Source organism: Mycobacterium shigaense, assembly GCF_002356315.1.
GTDB classification, from domain to species: Bacteria; Actinomycetota; Actinomycetes; order Mycobacteriales; family Mycobacteriaceae; genus Mycobacterium; species Mycobacterium shigaense.
Genome location: NZ_AP018164.1, coordinates 3396275 through 3412134 on the forward strand (window position 1 = coordinate 3396275; position 15860 = coordinate 3412134).

Sequence of the window (15860 nt, forward strand, 5' to 3'; positions counted from 1 at the left end):
GGCGCGTTAGTACCCGCCCGACAGCACCCGCCCCTCAGCCAATGACCGGGAAATGCCGCTGCGCAGCCAATGTTTTGAGCCCCTTTTGCATCACCCAGCGCACGTGCGCATCGAGCCGCTTGACGTCGGGGGCTTCGCCGAACTCGGTGAGATCGATGGGCGGCAACACCTCGGTGACGATCTTGGTGGGCAGCGGGATGTTAAGGGGCGCGAGCACGCTGAACCCGAAGGGGAAACCGAACGTTATCGGCAGGATATTCGTTCGGAATAGTCTGCGCTCCAACTTGGTCAGCCCGAGGGCACGCGACAGCCATTTGCCACGACTCAGGAAGAACTGGCTTTCCTGCCCGCCGATGGAGACGGCGGGGACGATCGGGACGTTCGCCTCCAAAGCCGTGGTGATGTAGCCGGTTCGGCCGTCGAAGTCGATGACGTTCTGCCGCACGGTCGGCCGGTACACGTCGAAGTCGCCGCCCGGGAAGACCAGCACTACGGCGCCGGCGGCCAGCGCCATGGCCGCGTTCTCGCGCGTCGCACGGATTACCCCGGTCCGCCGGAAAAAGTCGGCGGCCGGTCCGGCGAAGACGGTGTCGAAGCCCAGCGCGTAGAGCGGACGGTCGTAGCCGTACGCGTCGTAATAGTCGACGGCGAACACCGAAAGGTCGAACGTGAGCATGCCGCCGGAATGATTCGCCACCACCAGGGACGCACCCGGCGGGATGTTCTCCAGGCCCCGCACCTCGGAGCGGAAATACCGCTTGACGATCGGCCGGGTCAGCGCGATGACATGCTCGGTCAGCCCCCGGTCCCATTTGTCGACGTCGGTCAAGTCGTCGTGGCTGTCGCCGCTCATGTCTTCCTCGCTCGTCGTTGAGCGTGAGCCGATGCTACGCCGCCGGTCAACCGCCTCCACCGACGAGCCGCTCGACGTCGAGGACCTCACCACGGTTGATGCTGACCCAGTCGCGGCCGCCGAGATAGGGGCGCAGACTCCGGCCGATCAGCTCAGCGTCGGCGGCGGACTTCGGCCGCTGCAGCTCGTACACGTGCGGCAACGAGGCCATGCCGGTCACGACATCCCACAACCGCAGGGCATCCGGCCCCGTCGGCGGGTCCACCAACACCGGCCCGAACAGGCATTGTCCGTCGATGAACAGCGTGGGCACGCCGTACCCGCCCGCGTCGAGCACGCGCTGATGATCGGCGCGCACCTCGTCGTGCGTCGTCGGATCGGCCAGTGCCGCATCGAGAATCGCCTCGTCGGCGCCGATCTCACCCAACAGCCGGCGCGCGACGGCCGGATCGTGCGGTTTGCCACCCAGCGAGTGCAGCTCGCGGCCGATCGCGGCATACCATCGATCCAACAACGCCATTTCCGACCGGCTCAGCAGCGCGCCGATCCGCATCAACGACCATCCATAGGACCAATCCCGCTCCCACGGATGCTTCTTGCCCTCGACGCGATTGACCTCCTCCAAGCTGAAGAACCGCCAGTTGATGTCAATCCCCAACTGCACGCGCACATCTCGGATCCACAGCGATGTCTGATAGGCGAAGGGGCACATTGGATCGAAATGAAAATCCACGCTCACGCTCATCACCGACTCCTTGCGCCCCGAAAGCGGCCCCACGACATTGTCCGCCACGGGATGGCGCAGGCGCTACCAAATCCGAGGCCAGATACCCGGTCCGGACACCCAGCACCTACGGCTTCGGACGCACCCCGGCCGCGCGATACACGAACACCGGCCGCACCGGAAACCGCAGCGTCGTGCGCGGCAACGCGGCCAGCACGTCGGCGGGAATCGTCTTCTGGTAGTGGAACTTCATCGATCCGCTGAAGGCGCGATCCACGCCGCGCAGGTCGATATCGATGAGCAGGCCCTTGGGCGTCATCGTCGCGGCCGCCGGCCCGCGCGCCACCTCCCACGGGCAGTCGATCGACCGCAGCCCCGGGTCAGCACGCGTCGGGAACGTTGCCACCACGCGCTCCGCACTGAACGCGAACGCCCCCGTGTACCGCGAGACGCCCGAGGCGGAAAACACCCCCGGCACATGGCCGCTGAAGCGCCGGACCACACCGACCCGTTGGGCGAGGAATAGCAACCCCTCGGCCTCGAGCTCGTCGCGAAGCTCGGCGGGCACGTTGGTCAGCTGCGGCCAGTTGCGGAGAAAGCCACGCACAGCCAGGACGATAGCCGAACCACAGCAAGTCCGCAGTGCTTTGCCACAGAGGCGGTCAAAGCAATTACTGCACCGTCACGACCACCGAGTACTGGCACACCGGCGCCGGGTTCTTGCCGACGAAGCTGGAGTAGCTGGTCGAGATCGTCGTCGTCCCGGACTTCAGCGCGTCGAACGTCCAGACCTCGCTGCCGGGCGCCCCCAGCGCGTCGGTGCTCGGCGCGACGTACTGGTGACTGGCTTGCCGCATGACGCTCTTGTCGCTGATTTTCGTCTCGGCCGCCCAGCGGTAGGGCGTGCTGTAGTTCGAGCCCAGCTGCACCTTGAGCGTGTTGCCGACCGCCAGCGTGACGTTCTGCGTGATCGACCTCTGCTTCGAGACCTCGTCCATGGAGACCTGCAGCGTCCGCGACGTCGGCGGGTTCCTCGACGCGAAGTGGCATCCCATCAACGTCGACGAGAGGAGCATCGCGATGGTCACCAACACTCTGATCTTCACGAAAGCCATCTCTTCCATTATGGCGTGCAGCCTAGTATTCCCCGTCGGCGTTCGAACCGGAGGTCGCAATGCCGGCGATCTCGGCAGCCCAGCCGCTCATTGCGGCAATGTTTGCTATCCGGGCGCTGGCAAAGCGAAAAGACCGCGACGACTGCCCATGACGGGTTACGCCCGTGCGGCACCGCGCTGACGTGTACGTAAAGATGGTTAAGTGTTTGGGCTCGAACTCATCGTTGCACTGGTGTCGGCCGTCATCGTCGGAACCGTGTTGGGCCGGCGGTATCGCGTGGGTCCGCCACTGCTGCTGATCGTGCTCGGTGCGCTGCTGGGTCTGGTCCCCGCCTTCGGGCACGTGCACATCAACGGCGAGATCGTGCTGCTGCTGTTCCTGCCGGCGATCCTGTACTGGGAAGGCCTCAACACCAGCATCCGGGAGATCCGCGCGAACCTGCGCATCATCATCTTGCTCAGCGTCCTGCTGGTGATCGCCACCGCCGTCGCGGTGTCCTGGACGGCGCGCGCGCTCGGCATGGAACCCCACGCCGCCGCCGTCCTCGACGCGGTGTTGTCCCCCACCGACGCCGCCGCCGTGGCCGGTCTGGCGAAACGATTGCCCCGCCGCTCGCTCACCGTGCTGCGGGCCGAGAGTCTGATCAACGACGGCACCGCGCTGGTGCTGTTCGTCGTGACCGTCCACGTCGCGATCGGCGGGGCCCAGATCACCCCGCCCGACCTGGTGCTGCGCTTCATCCTGTCCTACGGCGGCGGCATTCTGGCCGGCCTGCTGGTCGGCGGGCTGGCGACCCTGATCCGGAAGCGCATCGACGCGCCGCAGGAGGAAGGCGCCATCAGCCTGCTGACGCCGTTCGCGGCGTTCCTGATCGCCCAGGCGCTGGACTGCAGCGGTGTGGTCGCGGTCCTGACGTCGGCGTTGGTGCTGACGTACTCCGGGCCGCTGGTGATCCGGGCCCGTTCCCGGCTGTTGTCCTACGGCTTCTGGGACATGGCGACCTTCCTGATCAACGGCTCGCTGTGGGTGTTTGTCGGCGTCCAGATCCCGGGCGCGGTGCGCGGCACCGCCGGCGTCGACGGCGGGATTCGCCACGCCGTGTTCATCGCGCTGACCGTCACCGGCGTGATCATCGTGTCCCGGATCTTCTGGGGCGAGGCGACGACGCTGCTGCTACGTCTCATCGACCGGCGCGAGGCGCAGCGCGAACGCCGCGTCGACTGGCGTCAGCGCTTCGTCACCGCCTGGGCCGGATTCCGCGGAGCCGTGTCGCTCGCCGCGGCGCTCGCCGTCCCGGCGACCACGCTCAGCGGTGCGCCGTTCCCGGACCGCAGCCTGCTCATCTTCGTCGTGATCGTCGTCATTCTCGTGACCGTCATCGTCCAGGGCATCACGCTACCCGCGGTGGTTCGTTGGGCGCGCATGCCCGAGGACGTCACCTTCGAGCAAGAGCTGCAGCTGGCCCGCTGCCGGAGCAGCCAGGCCGCGCTCGAGGCGTTGCCCGTCGTCGCCACCGAGCTCGGTGCGAGCCCAAAGATGTTGGCCCGCCTGCAAAAAGAATTCGAAGAGCACGCCGCGCTGATCGAGGAGAACGACGACGGCACCACCAACGATCTCGCCAAACACAGCGATCTGGTGCGGCGGATCCGCCTGGGCGTGCTCGATCACAAGCGCCGGGCCATCACCGACCTGCGCAATCAGCGCGTGATCGACGACATCGTGCTGCGCGAGCTGCAATCCGAGATGGACCTCGAGGAAGTGCAACTGCTCGACCCCGCCGACAACTGACGGCGCGTCGGTCCCGCGCCGTACAGTCGGCGACATGTTGCAGACCGTTGCGATACGCGGGTATCGGTCGCTGCGCGAGGTGATCCTGCCGCTGGGCCGGCTGTCGATCATCACCGGGGAAAACGGCACCGGAAAGTCGTCGCTGTACCGCGCACTACGGTTGCTGGCGGATTGCGGACGTGGCGAGGTCATCGGCTCACTCGCCCGCGAAGGCGGTCTGCAATCGGTGCTGTGGGCCGGGCCCGAGCAGCTGGGCGGCGCTCGACGCTCCCGCAAAACCGAGGGGACGGTACGAACCCGGCCGGTATCGCTCGAATTAGGCTTCTCCGCAGACGATTTCGGTTATCTGGTGGACCTCGGCCTTCCGCAGTCGGCCGGGAAGTCGGTGTTCGCCCGCGATCCGGAGATCAAACGCGAGGTGATCTTCGCCGGGCCGGTGCTGCGGCCCAGCGCGACGCTGGTGCGCCGGTCACGCGTCTTCGCCGAGGCCTCGACGGGCTCGGGTTTCGACGAGCTGTGCCGGTCCCTGCCCTCGTATCGCAGCGTGCTGGCTGAATACGCCCACCCGCAGGCACTGCCCGAACTCGCGGCGGTGCGAGAACGGCTGCGCGGCTGGCGGTTCTACGACGGCTTCCGGGTCGACGCGGGCGCACCCGCCCGACGGCCCCACGTCGGCACCCGCACCCCGGTGCTCGCCGACGACGGTGGCGACCTGGCCGCCGCGATCCAAACCATCCTCGAGGCCGGATTCGACGACCTCAGCGACGCCGTCGCCGAGGCGTTCGACGGCGCCACCATCTCCGTCGGGATTCACGACGGTATGTTCGACCTGCAGCTGCGGCAGCCCGGCATGCTGCGTCCACTGCGTGCGGCCGAATTATCCGACGGTACATTACGTTTCCTGCTGTGGGCCGCCGCGCTGCTCAGCCCGCAGCCGCCCTCGCTGATGGTCCTCAACGAACCCGAGACCTCGCTGCACCCCAGCCTGGTGCGCCCACTGGCCTCGCTGATCCGGGCCGCGGCCGCGCACACCCAGGTCCTGGTCGTCACCCACTCCCGGTCGCTGCTGGAATTCCTCGACACCGTGCCAGTGGCCGAGGCCAGCGCCGACGAGGCCGTCGAAATCGAGCTGCACAAGGACTACGGCGAAACCCGCATCACCGGCCAGACGCTGCTGACGACCCCGCGCTGGGATTGGGGCAGTCGCTAAAGGCCGCAGCATTTGCCCGGCAGGCAATATTGCCTATTGGGCATGTTTCACGTACGTTGGTCGTCGTGACGGGACTGCGCGAACGCAAGAAGGCCGACACCCGGCGCGCACTCAGCGATGCCGCGCTGAGTTTGGCCTTCGAGCGTGGACTCGACAACGTGACGCGGGAGGACATCGCCAAACTGGCCGGGGTTTCACTGCGCACCTTCACGAACTACTTCAGCGGCAAGTACGAGGCACTGGCCTACCGACACACCGAGCGGCTGCGCCACAGCCTCGACGCGTTCCGGCAGCGCCCGACGGACGAACCGCTGTGGACATCGATCACGCATGCCGCGCTTGTTCCGCTACAGGAAGACTTCGCCGATTCCGGTGGCGACGACGACCTGGTGCCCAGCCGCCAGGAACTCGTCGAGGTCCGCAAGTTGCTGATGAATCCCCAGGTGCGTAAGGCGTTGCCGCAACAGCTGTTTGACGAGTGGCTCGACGAGATTGGCGAGCGGACCGGCACCGATCCGGAGCGCGATCTTTATCCGCGCCTGGTCGTGGCGGTCATGCGCGCCATCGGCGACGCCGCGGCCGAGGCCTATGTGCGGGCCGATCCGCCGGTGGCGATCACCGCATTGATCCGTGAGGGTTTCGCCGCTGTGAGCGTGACGCTGCCCGAACCCTCGAGGAAGAAGGCACACCGTGGCTGACGAACACGCCGATGTCGTGATCGCGGGCGCCGGACCCAACGGGCTGCTGCTGGCTTGCGAGCTCGCGCTGGGCGGCGTCCGGCCCGTCGTGCTCGACACGTTACCCGGACCCAGCCTGGAGCCGAAGGCCAACGGGCTTGTCGGGCAGGTAGTCCGACTGTTGGACATGCGCAACCTGTATCGGACCTGTACCGGCGACGAAGATCCGCCCCGGCCGGCCTCCGAGGGACGATTCGCAGCCATGATGCTGAACTTTCTTGGCGTGCCGGACAACCCGATGTACGTGCTGCCCATCCCGCAACCGCGGCTGGTGCGCCTGCTGGAAAAACGGGCGCGCGACCTAGGGGTGGATCCACGCTGGGGCCACCGGCTCGCCGGCATCGAAGCCGAGCCGGAATCCGTTGCGGCGACGGTGTCGTCGCCGCAACGCGAATACACGATCGCGGCCTGCTACGTCGTCGGCGCCGACGGCGGCCACAGCCTGGTCCGCAAGACGATGGGCATCGACTTCCCGGGCAGCACGGCACTCACCGTCAGTCGGATCGGCCACGTGCACATCCCCGACCAGATGCGTCGCGCCGACGGCGGCGTCAACATTCCGGGTTTCGGCAGGCTGCCCTTCGGCCACACGCGGCTCGACCGCGGCGGGATCATCTACGCTGAATTCGAGCCTGGCCGTTCGTTGCTCGGCACCATCGAATTCAGCCCACCGGTCCCCGAAATCCCGATGACCCTGACCGAGCTGCGCGACAGCACCCGCCGCGTCCTCGGCGTGGACTTTGCGTTCGAAGAGCCTCAAGGCGAAGGGCCGCATGCCCTTCGCCGGATCAACGGGCAGAACACCCGGATCGCCGAGCGCTACCGCGACGGGCGGGTCCTGCTGCTCGGCGACGCCGCGCACGTGCACAGCCCGATGGGCGGCCCCGGCCTGAATCTGGGCCTGCAGGACACCATGAACCTCGGCTGGAAACTGGCAGCGGAGGTCAACGGCACCGCGCCTGACGGGTTGCTCGACACCTATCAGTCAGAGCGGTACGTCGTGGGCGAGCGCGTCATGATGCACTCGCGGGCGCAGACGGCGCTGATGGCGCCCGGGCCCGAAGTGACTTCGCTCCGAACACTTTTGGGTGAGCTCTTCACGATTCCCGCCGTGCAGCTGCACATGGCCGCTTTGCTGGCCGGCTCCGACGTTCGCTACGACGTCGGCGACGATCACCCGCTGTCGGGTCGGCTCGTCCCGGACCTGACACTCGACGACGGTCGTCGGGTCACCGAATTGCTGCACGAGGCGCGCCCGGTGCTACTCGATCTGGAAGGCGACGTTGCGGTAGCGGCGCGCGGCTGGGCTGATCGCGTCGACACCGTTGTGGCGCGCATCACTGACGGGCCCGCCGCGGTGATGCTGATCCGTCCCGACGGCTATGTCGCCTGGGCGGCAGACACATTCGACGAGTCGGCCGAAATGGCGCTGCCTGCCGCGCTGCGGCGCTGGTTCGGGCCGCCGCGGGCCGACTAACTGCGCGGGTCCATGGGGTCAGCCTCTGCCGCGCGATTGTCGCTCAGAGCCGGGCAAATTGCCTGGTCCTCGCGCAACCGCCCACCGCCAAGCGGGAATTCATGGACTGTTAAGGCACGCGTTGATCCCGCATCGTTGACTGCACACGAGCGCCGCGTGTCCTGTCGAATATGCGCGTAGTACAGGTCGCCAACTTCTATGGCCCCCGCTCCGGTGGCCTGCGCACCGCGGTGGATCGACTGGGGGCGGAATACTGCGCCAGCGGCCACGAAGTGTTCCTGATCGTTCCCGGCCCCCGCCCCGAGCGCACCCTGCTGCCCACGGGTGTGGTGCGAATCACCATGCCCGCGTGGTTGATTCCCTTCACCGGTGGTTATCGCGCGGTGATGCCCGGTCCCGTCAAGGCGCTGCTGGAAGTGCTGCAACCCGACGCGCTGGAAGTTTCGGACCGGCTCACGCTGAGGTCGTTGGGCAAGTGGGGCGGCGAACACGGCGCCACCACCGTGATGATCTCGCACGAGCGCCTGGATCGTCTTGCCGGACAGATACTTCCCGGGCGTACCGCACGAAGCCTCGCAGATTTCGCCAACAGCCGCACCGCCGCCGAGTACGACGCCGTCGTGTGCACCACCGGGTTCGCCCGCGAAGAATTCGACCGCATCGGTGCGACGAACGTCGTGACGGTGCCGCTGGGCGTGGACCTCAAGACCTTCCACCCGAGCCGGCACTCGTATCTGGTGCGCCGCCGATGGGCCACGCCGCAACAGCTGCTGCTGGTGCACTGCGGCCGGTTGTCGGTGGAAAAACGCGTCGACCGCAGCGTCGACGCGTTGGCCGCGTTGTGCGACTTCGGCGTCGATGCCCGGTTGGTCGTGGTGGGCGAGGGCCCGATGCGGACCAAGCTGCAGCGGCAGGCCGCCGGGCTGCCGATCGACTTCACCGGCTTCGTCTCCGATCGGCAGACGGTCGCCGGGCTGCTCGCCTCGGCCGACGTCACGCTGGCGCCGGGGCCACACGAGACCTTCGGGCTGGCCGCGCTGGAATCGCTGGCCTGCGGCACACCGGCCGTTGTCTCGCGCACCTCGGCGCTCACCGAGATCATCACCCCCGATAGCGGGGCCTCGGCCGACAACCACCCCGAGGCCATCGCCCGGGCCGTCGGCACCGTGATCAGCCGGCCCGAATTTCACCGCCGGATCTGCGCGCGGCGCCGCGCCGAGGCGTTCACCTGGCAGCGCGCGGCCGCGGGCATGCTGGCGACGCTGGTACCGACGGCCTAGAAGTCGGAGACGGGCCACGCGCCGGGCGGATAGGGCGGGACCTGCCCGGCGAGGACGCCGTCGGTCAGCGTGCACAGCGTGTCGGAGATCGTCTGGGCGTTCGCCAGCACGGTGGGCGCGGAGCCCAGCGCCACGCGCGCGACGACGGCCTGCCAGGAATAGCCGGCACCCCCATGCTCGTACCAAATGAACCAGTCGGCGCCCCGGTGGCCGGCCCGGATCAGGCGCCGGAACGGCGCGTTGGGATCGCTGACCGAATCCGTCGAGTTGAAGGGCTGGCCGACATCGGCAATGGGCGGCAGCAGCTTGAGGAGTTCCGGCGGTAGCTGAGACTTACTGTGCACTTCTTGCACAGAGGTGGTCAGCGCGCATCTGGTATTGGGCGCCGCCGAGGCCGGAATCGCGGGCAGCACAGCCAAAGCAACGCCCGACGCCAGCCAGGCCGCGATGAGCCTCCGGATTTGCTGTGACATACCCGGACAGTACGCCGCCGTTTGCTGAGAGGAAACACTCTTGCGGCCGGGACTAGGCTGACCCGCATGGAAGCGCGCGACCGAGTGCTGATCACCGTCACGGAGCTGGCGGCCGTCCTCGATGCCGGCGAGCCGCTGAGCATCCTCGATGTGCGCTGGCGGGTCGACGAACCCGACGGAAGCCCGGCCTATCTGCAGGGCCACCTTCCGGGCGCGGTGTACGTGTCCCTCGACGACGAGCTCAGCGATCACACCATCGCCGGCCGCGGCCGCCACCCCCTGCCCTCGGGGCGCAGCCTGGAAGCCGCCGCGCGGCGGTGGGGGATTCGGCAGGAATCGTTGGTGGTGGTCTACGACGACTGGAATCGGGCCGGTTCGGCGCGCGCGTGGTGGGTGTTGACGGCCGCCGGGCTGACGAATGTGCGGATCCTGGACGGCGGCCTGGCCGCGTGGCGCTCGGCCGGACACCGCATCGAAACGGGTCCGGTCGAGCAGCAGGCCGGAAACGTGGTTGTGCCACAAGATGATTTGTATGCCGGTGCCCGTCCGACCCTGACGGCGCAACAAGCCGGCGCGGGCGGCGTGACATTGCTCGATGCCCGGGCACCCGAACGCTTCCGCGGCGACGTCGAACCGCTGGACCCTATCGCCGGCCATATCCCCGGCGCGAAGAACCTGCCGAGCACCACCGTGCTGGCCGGCGACGGCACCTTCCTGGGCGACTACACGCTAGCCCAACTGTTGTCCGATCACGGCATCGATCCCGACGGCCCCATCGGCGCCTACTGCGGCTCGGGAGTGACCGCCGGCGTCGTCATCGCCGCGCTTGCCGCCATGGATCGGGACGCCGCGCTGTTCCCGGGCTCGTGGTCGGAGTGGAGTTCGGACGCGAGCCGCGACGTCGCCCGCGGTCCCGAATAGCGCCACCGTCAGGCCCGGCTCCGCAAGAACGCCGCCGTCACCCGCGCGGCGTTGCGGGCCGCGATCCGGTTGTAGACGAAGAACTGAAACGGAAAGCCTGGCAGGCGAAGGGGATCGCCGACCCCGTCGGAGATGCCGCGGACAGCCAGGAACGGGACGCCACGCGCATCGGCGACGGCCTGCGCCGCGGCGGTCTCGTTGTCGGTGGCATCGAAGGCCGGATCACCAGCCAGCGCGATGCTCATGTTGCCGACAAGCCCGTGTCTCAGCCACGGCCACGCGGCCTCAAAGAAATTGCCCGTGTATCGACGCGAGCGGTTGGGGGCCGTGCGCGGCTGACAGCCAAACACGCTGCCGCCGTTCGGGATACCGGGGAAAGCCCGGCCGTTGTGATTGTCGTAACTGCAACCGTCGCCACCGGTCACGACCCGCGGCTGGTGCCGCAACCTGACCATCCGGCCGCCCGCGCTTGCCAGCGCTACGGAAACCGCCTCGGCCGCCGACAACAGACCGGGATCCACCGGACGAAATGTCTTGCCGCTGTCCGGGGTCCACCGCGCGGGTATCGCGACGTCGGCGATGCGGACGTGACCGCCGCCACCGGCCACACCCGAAAACACCACCGCATCGACGGCGGCGAATCGGGCGAGTGCGGCCTGCGTGGTGTCGGTCGCATTCACCATGCCGATACCGGTCATCGCCACGATGACCTTCTTTGCTCCGATCGCGCCGAGGTAGTAGTGCCGACGACCCACGGTCACCACGGGGCTGGGGTCGAGGATGGTGTGGGACAGCACCGCGTCGGCCTCCGCCGGGAAGGCGGCCAGGACGAGCGTGCGCTCTTCGAGGCTCAGGGCGGGCACATCCTCGGGTTCGTGGATTTCGGGCTCACTGAGTGTGACCTGAAGTTAGTGTCGCTCATGCTCGAAGTAATCGACACAGCGCCGGCGCACGAGTCCGGTAAAGCACCACTGCTGTTCGTGCACGGCGCCTGGCACGGGGCGTGGTGCTGGGACGAGCATTTCCTCGACTACTTCGCCGCAAAGGGTTACCGGTCGGTGGCGCTGAGCCTACGCGGCCACGGAAACAGCCCGGCGCCAAACTCCAAGCGGTTCTGCTCGATAGCGGACTTCGTCGCCGACGTCTCGGCCGTCGCGCAGGGACTGCCGGAGCCACCGGTCGTCATCGGCCATTCCATGGGCGGCTTCGTGGTGCAGAAGTATCTGGAAACGCACGCGGCCCCCGCCGCCGTGCTGCTGGCTCCCGCGCCGGCGGGCGGCATCGCCGGATTCCTGCTGCGCAGGCTCAAACGGCACCCGTGGTACACCGGCACCGAACTGGCCCGGGGCAGATCGTTGCGCGGTGTGGGCGGCACACTAGACCTGGCCCGCGAGACCTTCTTCTCGGAGTCGGCGACCGAGGAGGATGTGCGGCGCTACACCGCCCTGCTGGGCGAGGAATACGCGGTGAAGATCGTGATCGACATGCTGTGGCCGAACCTGCCCAAGCCCGACCGTGTCACCACCCCGTTGCTGGTATTGGGGGCCGACAAGGATGTCTGCTTCACCAAGCGGGAAGTCCGTTCGACCGCGGCGGCATTCGGGGCCGAGGCCGAATTCTTTCCCGCCATGAGCCACGACATGATGCTGGATCCGGGGTGGCGACCGGTAGCCGACCGCATTGACTCCTGGCTCGAAAACCGCTCGGCCGCAGGGTGAGTCAGCTTCGGCTGATGCTGCACGGCAGACGTTTGATGCCGTGGAAGAACGATGAGCGCAGCCGGTCGGGCGGTCCGACGACCCGCAGCCCGGGCACACCGACATAGAGCTCCTCGAGCATCACACGCAGCTCGAGCCGGGCCAGCTGGGCGCCCAGGCAGAAGTGCACTCCCCCGCCGCCGAACGCGGCGTGGCCGGCATCGGAGCGAGTGACGTCGAACTCGTCGGCCCGCTCGAACACGTCCTCGTCGCGGTTGGCCGACAGGTAGTGCAGCAATACCCAGTCGCCGGAGGGGATTTCGCGTCCGCGGATCTCGACGTCCCGGGTCACGGTGCGCCGGAAATGCAGCACCGGAGTCGCCCACCGCAGCAGCTCCTCCACCGCGGGTTTGATCTCATTCGGGTCGCGGACGAGCAGCGCCTGCTGCTCGGGGTGCTCGGAGAGCGCCAAGATCCCATGGCTGAGCGTGTTTCGCGTGGTCTCGTTGCCCGCGATCGCCAGGAGCAGGAAGAACTCGTTGAGCTGGTCGCGGTTGAGCTTTTCGCCGTCGACCTCGGCAGCCAACAACGCGGATAGGATGTCGTCGGTGAGCCCGTGCTTGCGCCGATGCGCAACCAATTCGTGGCAGTAGGCGAACATCTCGGCGGCTGCCTGTCCCAACGCCTCGGGCGACGGGGCGTAGTCGGGGTCTTCGATGCCGAGGCTGCCGATCGCGTTACTCCAGCGGAAGACGTCCATTCGGTCCTCGCGCGGCACGCCGAGGACATCGGCGATCACCTGCAGCGACATCTCGGCGGAAATGTCTGGGACGGCGTCGAATTCGCCCTTTTCCAAGATATCGGCGACGATGTCGCGGGCGACCTGGCGCATCCGCGACTCCAGCCGCAGGACGTTGCGCACGGTGAAACCCTGGTTGATCAGCTTGCGGTAGCGGACGTGTCGCGGTGGGTCGATGCCCGGCAGCATCGCCGAGTCGGGCCCGGCCTCGACCTCCACCAGGGTGTTGCCCTTGCTGCTGGTGAAGGTGTCGGTGTCGCGACTGACCAGCCGCACGTCGGCGTGTTTGGTCAGCAGCCACGCCCGGGGCACGCCGGGCAACTGCACCGGGTGCACCGGGTGCACCGGAGAGTCAGCTCGCAACCGGGCCAATGCGTCGAACGGCGCGCCGTGGACGAAGGTGTCGGGGTCGAGCACGGCCGCGGCGTCACGATCGGCCGAGCTTTGCTGGTTCTCGACGACCAGCGACCCGACCACATTAGGCTTCGGGCCGCTCATCGCTGCTCCGCGGAAGCCATGATGCCGGCGACGATCACGTCAAGTCCGGCGCGAAACTGCGCGCCAGCCTGACGCTTGCCCCGCGGCGCCGCGGCGGCCGCGCGTGATTCCTCCAAGGTCACCGAGCCCAGCAGGTAGGTGTACAGCACGGTATGGGCCGCCAGCGCATCGGCTTTGGCGAGTCCGGCCTCGCGCAGCAACGAGCGGCTGAGTCGGTCCAGCCGGCGGGCGGGCTCGCTGCCGCCGCTGGTCTGCAGGATGGCCGCGACCCCGGGTATATCGAGGATCGTTTCCCTTGCGGCGCAGTACAGCTCGATCAGCCGGGCGGCCCACGGGCCGGACGCGGGCACCGGGACTTCCGCCAGCACGGATTCGGCGAGCAGCTCGAACGCGGCCCGCTTTCCCGGGACGTGGTAGTAGACCGAGGGCGCGGCGGCGCCGAGTTCGGCGGCGAGCTCACGCATGGTGACGCAATCCACGCCGACGCGCCGCGCCACGGCGCGCAGGGCGGTCAACACCTCGGAACGGTCGAGTTCGCCGTAGGCGCGCCGGGGCGCGGCCTTGCTCGCGACGACCATGTCAGACGGATTCGATCGGCGTTCGAAAATATTCGATCATCGTTAGAATCTACCCGCTATCGCCCCGTCGCAGTCATCAGGCGGGTGGGTAAGATCCGCGCAATGGCAAAGCTGTCGGTCGCGACGCCCGTGGTCACGATGTTTCCGTGGGCCAGCGGCGAGTGGGAGAAAACCGCCTCGATCGAGGACCTGGCCCAGATCGCCGAGGCCGCGGATCGGCTGGGCTATTACCACCTCACCTGCAGCGAGCACATCGCGCTTCCCGCCGTCGAGCAGCAACGGCGGGGCGCACGCTACTGGGATCCGCTGGCGACATTCGGCTATCTGGCCGCACGCACCCGGCGAATCCGGTTGGCCACCAACGTGCTGGTGCTCGCCTACCATCACCCGCTCGAGATCGCCAAGCGATACGGCACCTTGGACACGGTGAGCAACGGCAGGCTCATTCTCGGCGTCGGCGTCGGCAGCCTCAAGGAAGAATTCGAGCTCATCGGCGCTCCCTTCGACGACCGGGGCGCGCGCGCCGACGACGCACTGCGAGCCCTGCGCGCGTCGCTGTCGGCTCCCGAACCCGCCTACCACGGTGAGTTCTATTCGTTCGAAGGCATGGTCGTCGACCCCTGTGCGGTGCAAGATCATGTTCCCATCTGGATCGGCGGGCACACACTGCGATCGCTGCGCCGGGCCACAACGCTGGCCGACGGCTGGTCGCCGTTCAACGTGAGCCTGGCGCAGGTGCGAGACTGGTTGGGCCGCTTCGAACTTCGGCCCGACTTCGAGGTGGTCCTGGGGCCTCCGGCGATGCTGGATCCGATCAGCGAGCCGGAGCGCACGCGCGACGTTCTCGGCGAGACGGCCGAGCATGGTGCCACCATTATCAGCGCCGTGTTCCGGCACACGTCGCTGCGGCACTACCTCGAGAACCTGCAGGCGCTCGCCGAATTACATCCTCCCTGCGGTGCAGCGTGATTCGTGTCAGGGCAGGCGTTTTCAGCCTTACCGCGCCCGCTCCGGCCGACGATGACGGCAGTTATCTGCGTTGGCACCTGCTGGATCACATGCCCGAGCAGTATCAACTTCCCGGCATCGTGCACGGGTTGCGCTGGATCGCCGACGGCGATTACGTCAAGCATCGCCTGGCGGCGCACGGTCCGCTGGGCGACGTCGGCAACGCCGTGCACTACCTCGTCGCCGACCCCGTCGAGGAGACCTTCGACGACTTCGTCGCTCTCGGTCGCGAGCTGCGGGAGAACGGTCGCTTCCCCGTCCTGCGGCCGTCGTTGCAAGTGGCAGGGCTGCGGCTGCTGCAGTGGCGCGCGTCGCCGCGCGCGCTGGTGTCCCCCGAGGTGGTGCCGTTTCGGCCGCACCGCGGCATCCTGCTGATCGTCGAGGAGCCCGTCGAGGGCCGCTCCGACGAATGGCTGCAATGGCTGCATGCCGCGCACTATCCGGCGTTGCTTGGCACACCCGGAACCGCGGGCGCCTGGACATTCGGATCGAGCGCGGGCTGGAGCCGGCTGCCGCGGGGGTGGCGCACCGATCGGCAGTACATCACCGTCGTCTATCTCGACGCCGACCCGCTTGCGACCACCGCCGCGTTGGCTCCGCTCATCGAGGAGCGGTGGCGCTCCGGAGCGGTGCGGCCCGTCTTCGCCGGGCCGCTGCGGACGATGATCAGCTGGGACGCCTGGTCCGGGCACTAGGCGATC

17 protein-coding genes are annotated in these 15860 nt (G+C 67.9%); 9 read left to right on the plus strand and 8 right to left on the minus strand.

All coding sequences use genetic code 11. From position 1 onward, the window contains the following. Positions 1–34 precede the first annotated feature (34 nt). The 4 genes from MSG_RS15955 to MSG_RS15970 form a co-directional block, all read right to left on the minus strand. Positions 35–853, minus strand: coding sequence for a 1-acyl-sn-glycerol-3-phosphate acyltransferase (locus tag MSG_RS15955; RefSeq protein ID WP_096441081.1), 819 nt, complete (start codon positions 851–853; stop codon positions 35–37). A gap of 46 nt (positions 854–899) precedes the next feature. Then, a complete protein-coding gene (locus tag MSG_RS15960) occupies positions 900–1598 on the minus strand; it encodes a DsbA family oxidoreductase (protein ID WP_096444591.1) in 699 nt (232 codons plus the stop codon). Between the two features lie 106 nt (positions 1599–1704). Further along, a complete protein-coding gene (locus MSG_RS15965; RefSeq protein WP_096441082.1) occupies positions 1705–2184 on the minus strand; it encodes a hypothetical protein in 480 nt (159 codons plus the stop codon). Positions 2185–2248: 64 nt separating this feature from the next. Further along, on the minus strand, positions 2249–2683 hold the full coding sequence (locus tag MSG_RS15970) for a protease inhibitor I42 family protein (RefSeq protein WP_096444592.1): 435 nt from the start codon (positions 2681–2683) through the stop codon (positions 2249–2251). A gap of 211 nt (positions 2684–2894) precedes the next feature. On the opposite strand from MSG_RS15970, the gene MSG_RS15975 reads away from it, so the two are divergent. The 5 genes from MSG_RS15975 (at position 2895) to MSG_RS15995 (ending at position 9185) form a co-directional block, all read left to right on the plus strand. Next, complete coding sequence (locus tag MSG_RS15975) at positions 2895–4481, plus strand: Na+/H+ antiporter (RefSeq protein ID WP_096441084.1); 1587 nt, start codon at positions 2895–2897, stop codon at positions 4479–4481. Between the two features lie 34 nt (positions 4482–4515). Continuing rightward, on the plus strand, positions 4516–5691 hold the full coding sequence (locus tag MSG_RS15980; protein ID WP_096441086.1) for an AAA family ATPase: 1176 nt from the start codon (positions 4516–4518) through the stop codon (positions 5689–5691). Between the two features lie 65 nt (positions 5692–5756). Further along, positions 5757–6389, plus strand: a complete 633-nt coding sequence (locus MSG_RS15985) for a TetR/AcrR family transcriptional regulator (protein ID WP_096444593.1) — start codon at positions 5757–5759, stop codon at positions 6387–6389. After that, a complete protein-coding gene (locus MSG_RS15990; protein WP_096441088.1) occupies positions 6382–7905 on the plus strand; it encodes an FAD-dependent monooxygenase in 1524 nt (507 codons plus the stop codon). Before MSG_RS15985 ends, MSG_RS15990 begins: the two co-directional genes overlap by 8 nt. A gap of 170 nt (positions 7906–8075) precedes the next feature. Then, complete coding sequence (locus MSG_RS15995) at positions 8076–9185, plus strand: glycosyltransferase (protein WP_096441090.1); 1110 nt, start codon at positions 8076–8078, stop codon at positions 9183–9185. Here MSG_RS15995 and MSG_RS16000 read toward each other — a convergent pair. Further along, entirely contained in the window at positions 9182–9658 is a 477-nt protein-coding gene (locus tag MSG_RS16000; protein ID WP_232011046.1) for a hypothetical protein, read from the minus strand. The genes MSG_RS15995 and MSG_RS16000 overlap by 4 nt on opposite strands. A 66-nt stretch (positions 9659–9724) precedes the next feature. Between MSG_RS16000 and MSG_RS16005 the strand changes: the two genes are divergently transcribed. Continuing rightward, positions 9725–10579, plus strand: coding sequence for a sulfurtransferase (locus MSG_RS16005; protein WP_096441092.1), 855 nt, complete (start codon positions 9725–9727; stop codon positions 10577–10579). An 8-nt stretch (positions 10580–10587) separates the two neighbouring features. Here MSG_RS16005 and MSG_RS16010 read toward each other — a convergent pair whose 3' ends face one another. Beyond that, the gene (locus MSG_RS16010) at positions 10588–11442 is read right to left on the minus strand and encodes a 5'-methylthioadenosine/S-adenosylhomocysteine nucleosidase family protein (protein ID WP_232011047.1); all 855 of its coding nucleotides are present in this window, start codon (positions 11440–11442) and stop codon (positions 10588–10590) included. 57 nt (positions 11443–11499) lie between these two features. On the opposite strand from MSG_RS16010, the gene MSG_RS16015 reads away from it, so the two are divergent. Further along, positions 11500–12297, plus strand: coding sequence for an alpha/beta hydrolase (locus tag MSG_RS16015; RefSeq protein WP_096441096.1), 798 nt, complete (start codon positions 11500–11502; stop codon positions 12295–12297). A gap of 1 nt (position 12298) precedes the next feature. Here MSG_RS16015 and MSG_RS16020 read toward each other — a convergent pair whose 3' ends face one another. Together MSG_RS16020 and MSG_RS16025 are read right to left on the minus strand one after the other, a co-directional pair. After that, the gene (locus tag MSG_RS16020) at positions 12299–13573 is read right to left on the minus strand and encodes a cytochrome P450 (protein WP_096441098.1); all 1275 of its coding nucleotides are present in this window, start codon (positions 13571–13573) and stop codon (positions 12299–12301) included. Further along, a complete protein-coding gene (locus MSG_RS16025; RefSeq protein ID WP_096441100.1) occupies positions 13570–14151 on the minus strand; it encodes a TetR/AcrR family transcriptional regulator C-terminal domain-containing protein in 582 nt (193 codons plus the stop codon). The genes MSG_RS16020 and MSG_RS16025 overlap by 4 nt, the downstream gene beginning before the upstream one ends. Positions 14152–14253: 102 nt before the next feature. Between MSG_RS16025 and MSG_RS16030 the strand changes: the two genes are divergently transcribed. Next, positions 14254–15120, plus strand: coding sequence for an LLM class F420-dependent oxidoreductase (locus MSG_RS16030; RefSeq protein ID WP_096441102.1), 867 nt, complete (start codon positions 14254–14256; stop codon positions 15118–15120). After that, positions 15120–15854, plus strand: a complete 735-nt coding sequence (locus MSG_RS16035) for a hypothetical protein (RefSeq protein ID WP_096444595.1) — start codon at positions 15120–15122, stop codon at positions 15852–15854. Before MSG_RS16030 ends, MSG_RS16035 begins: the two co-directional genes overlap by 1 nt. Positions 15855–15860 lie beyond the last annotated feature (6 nt).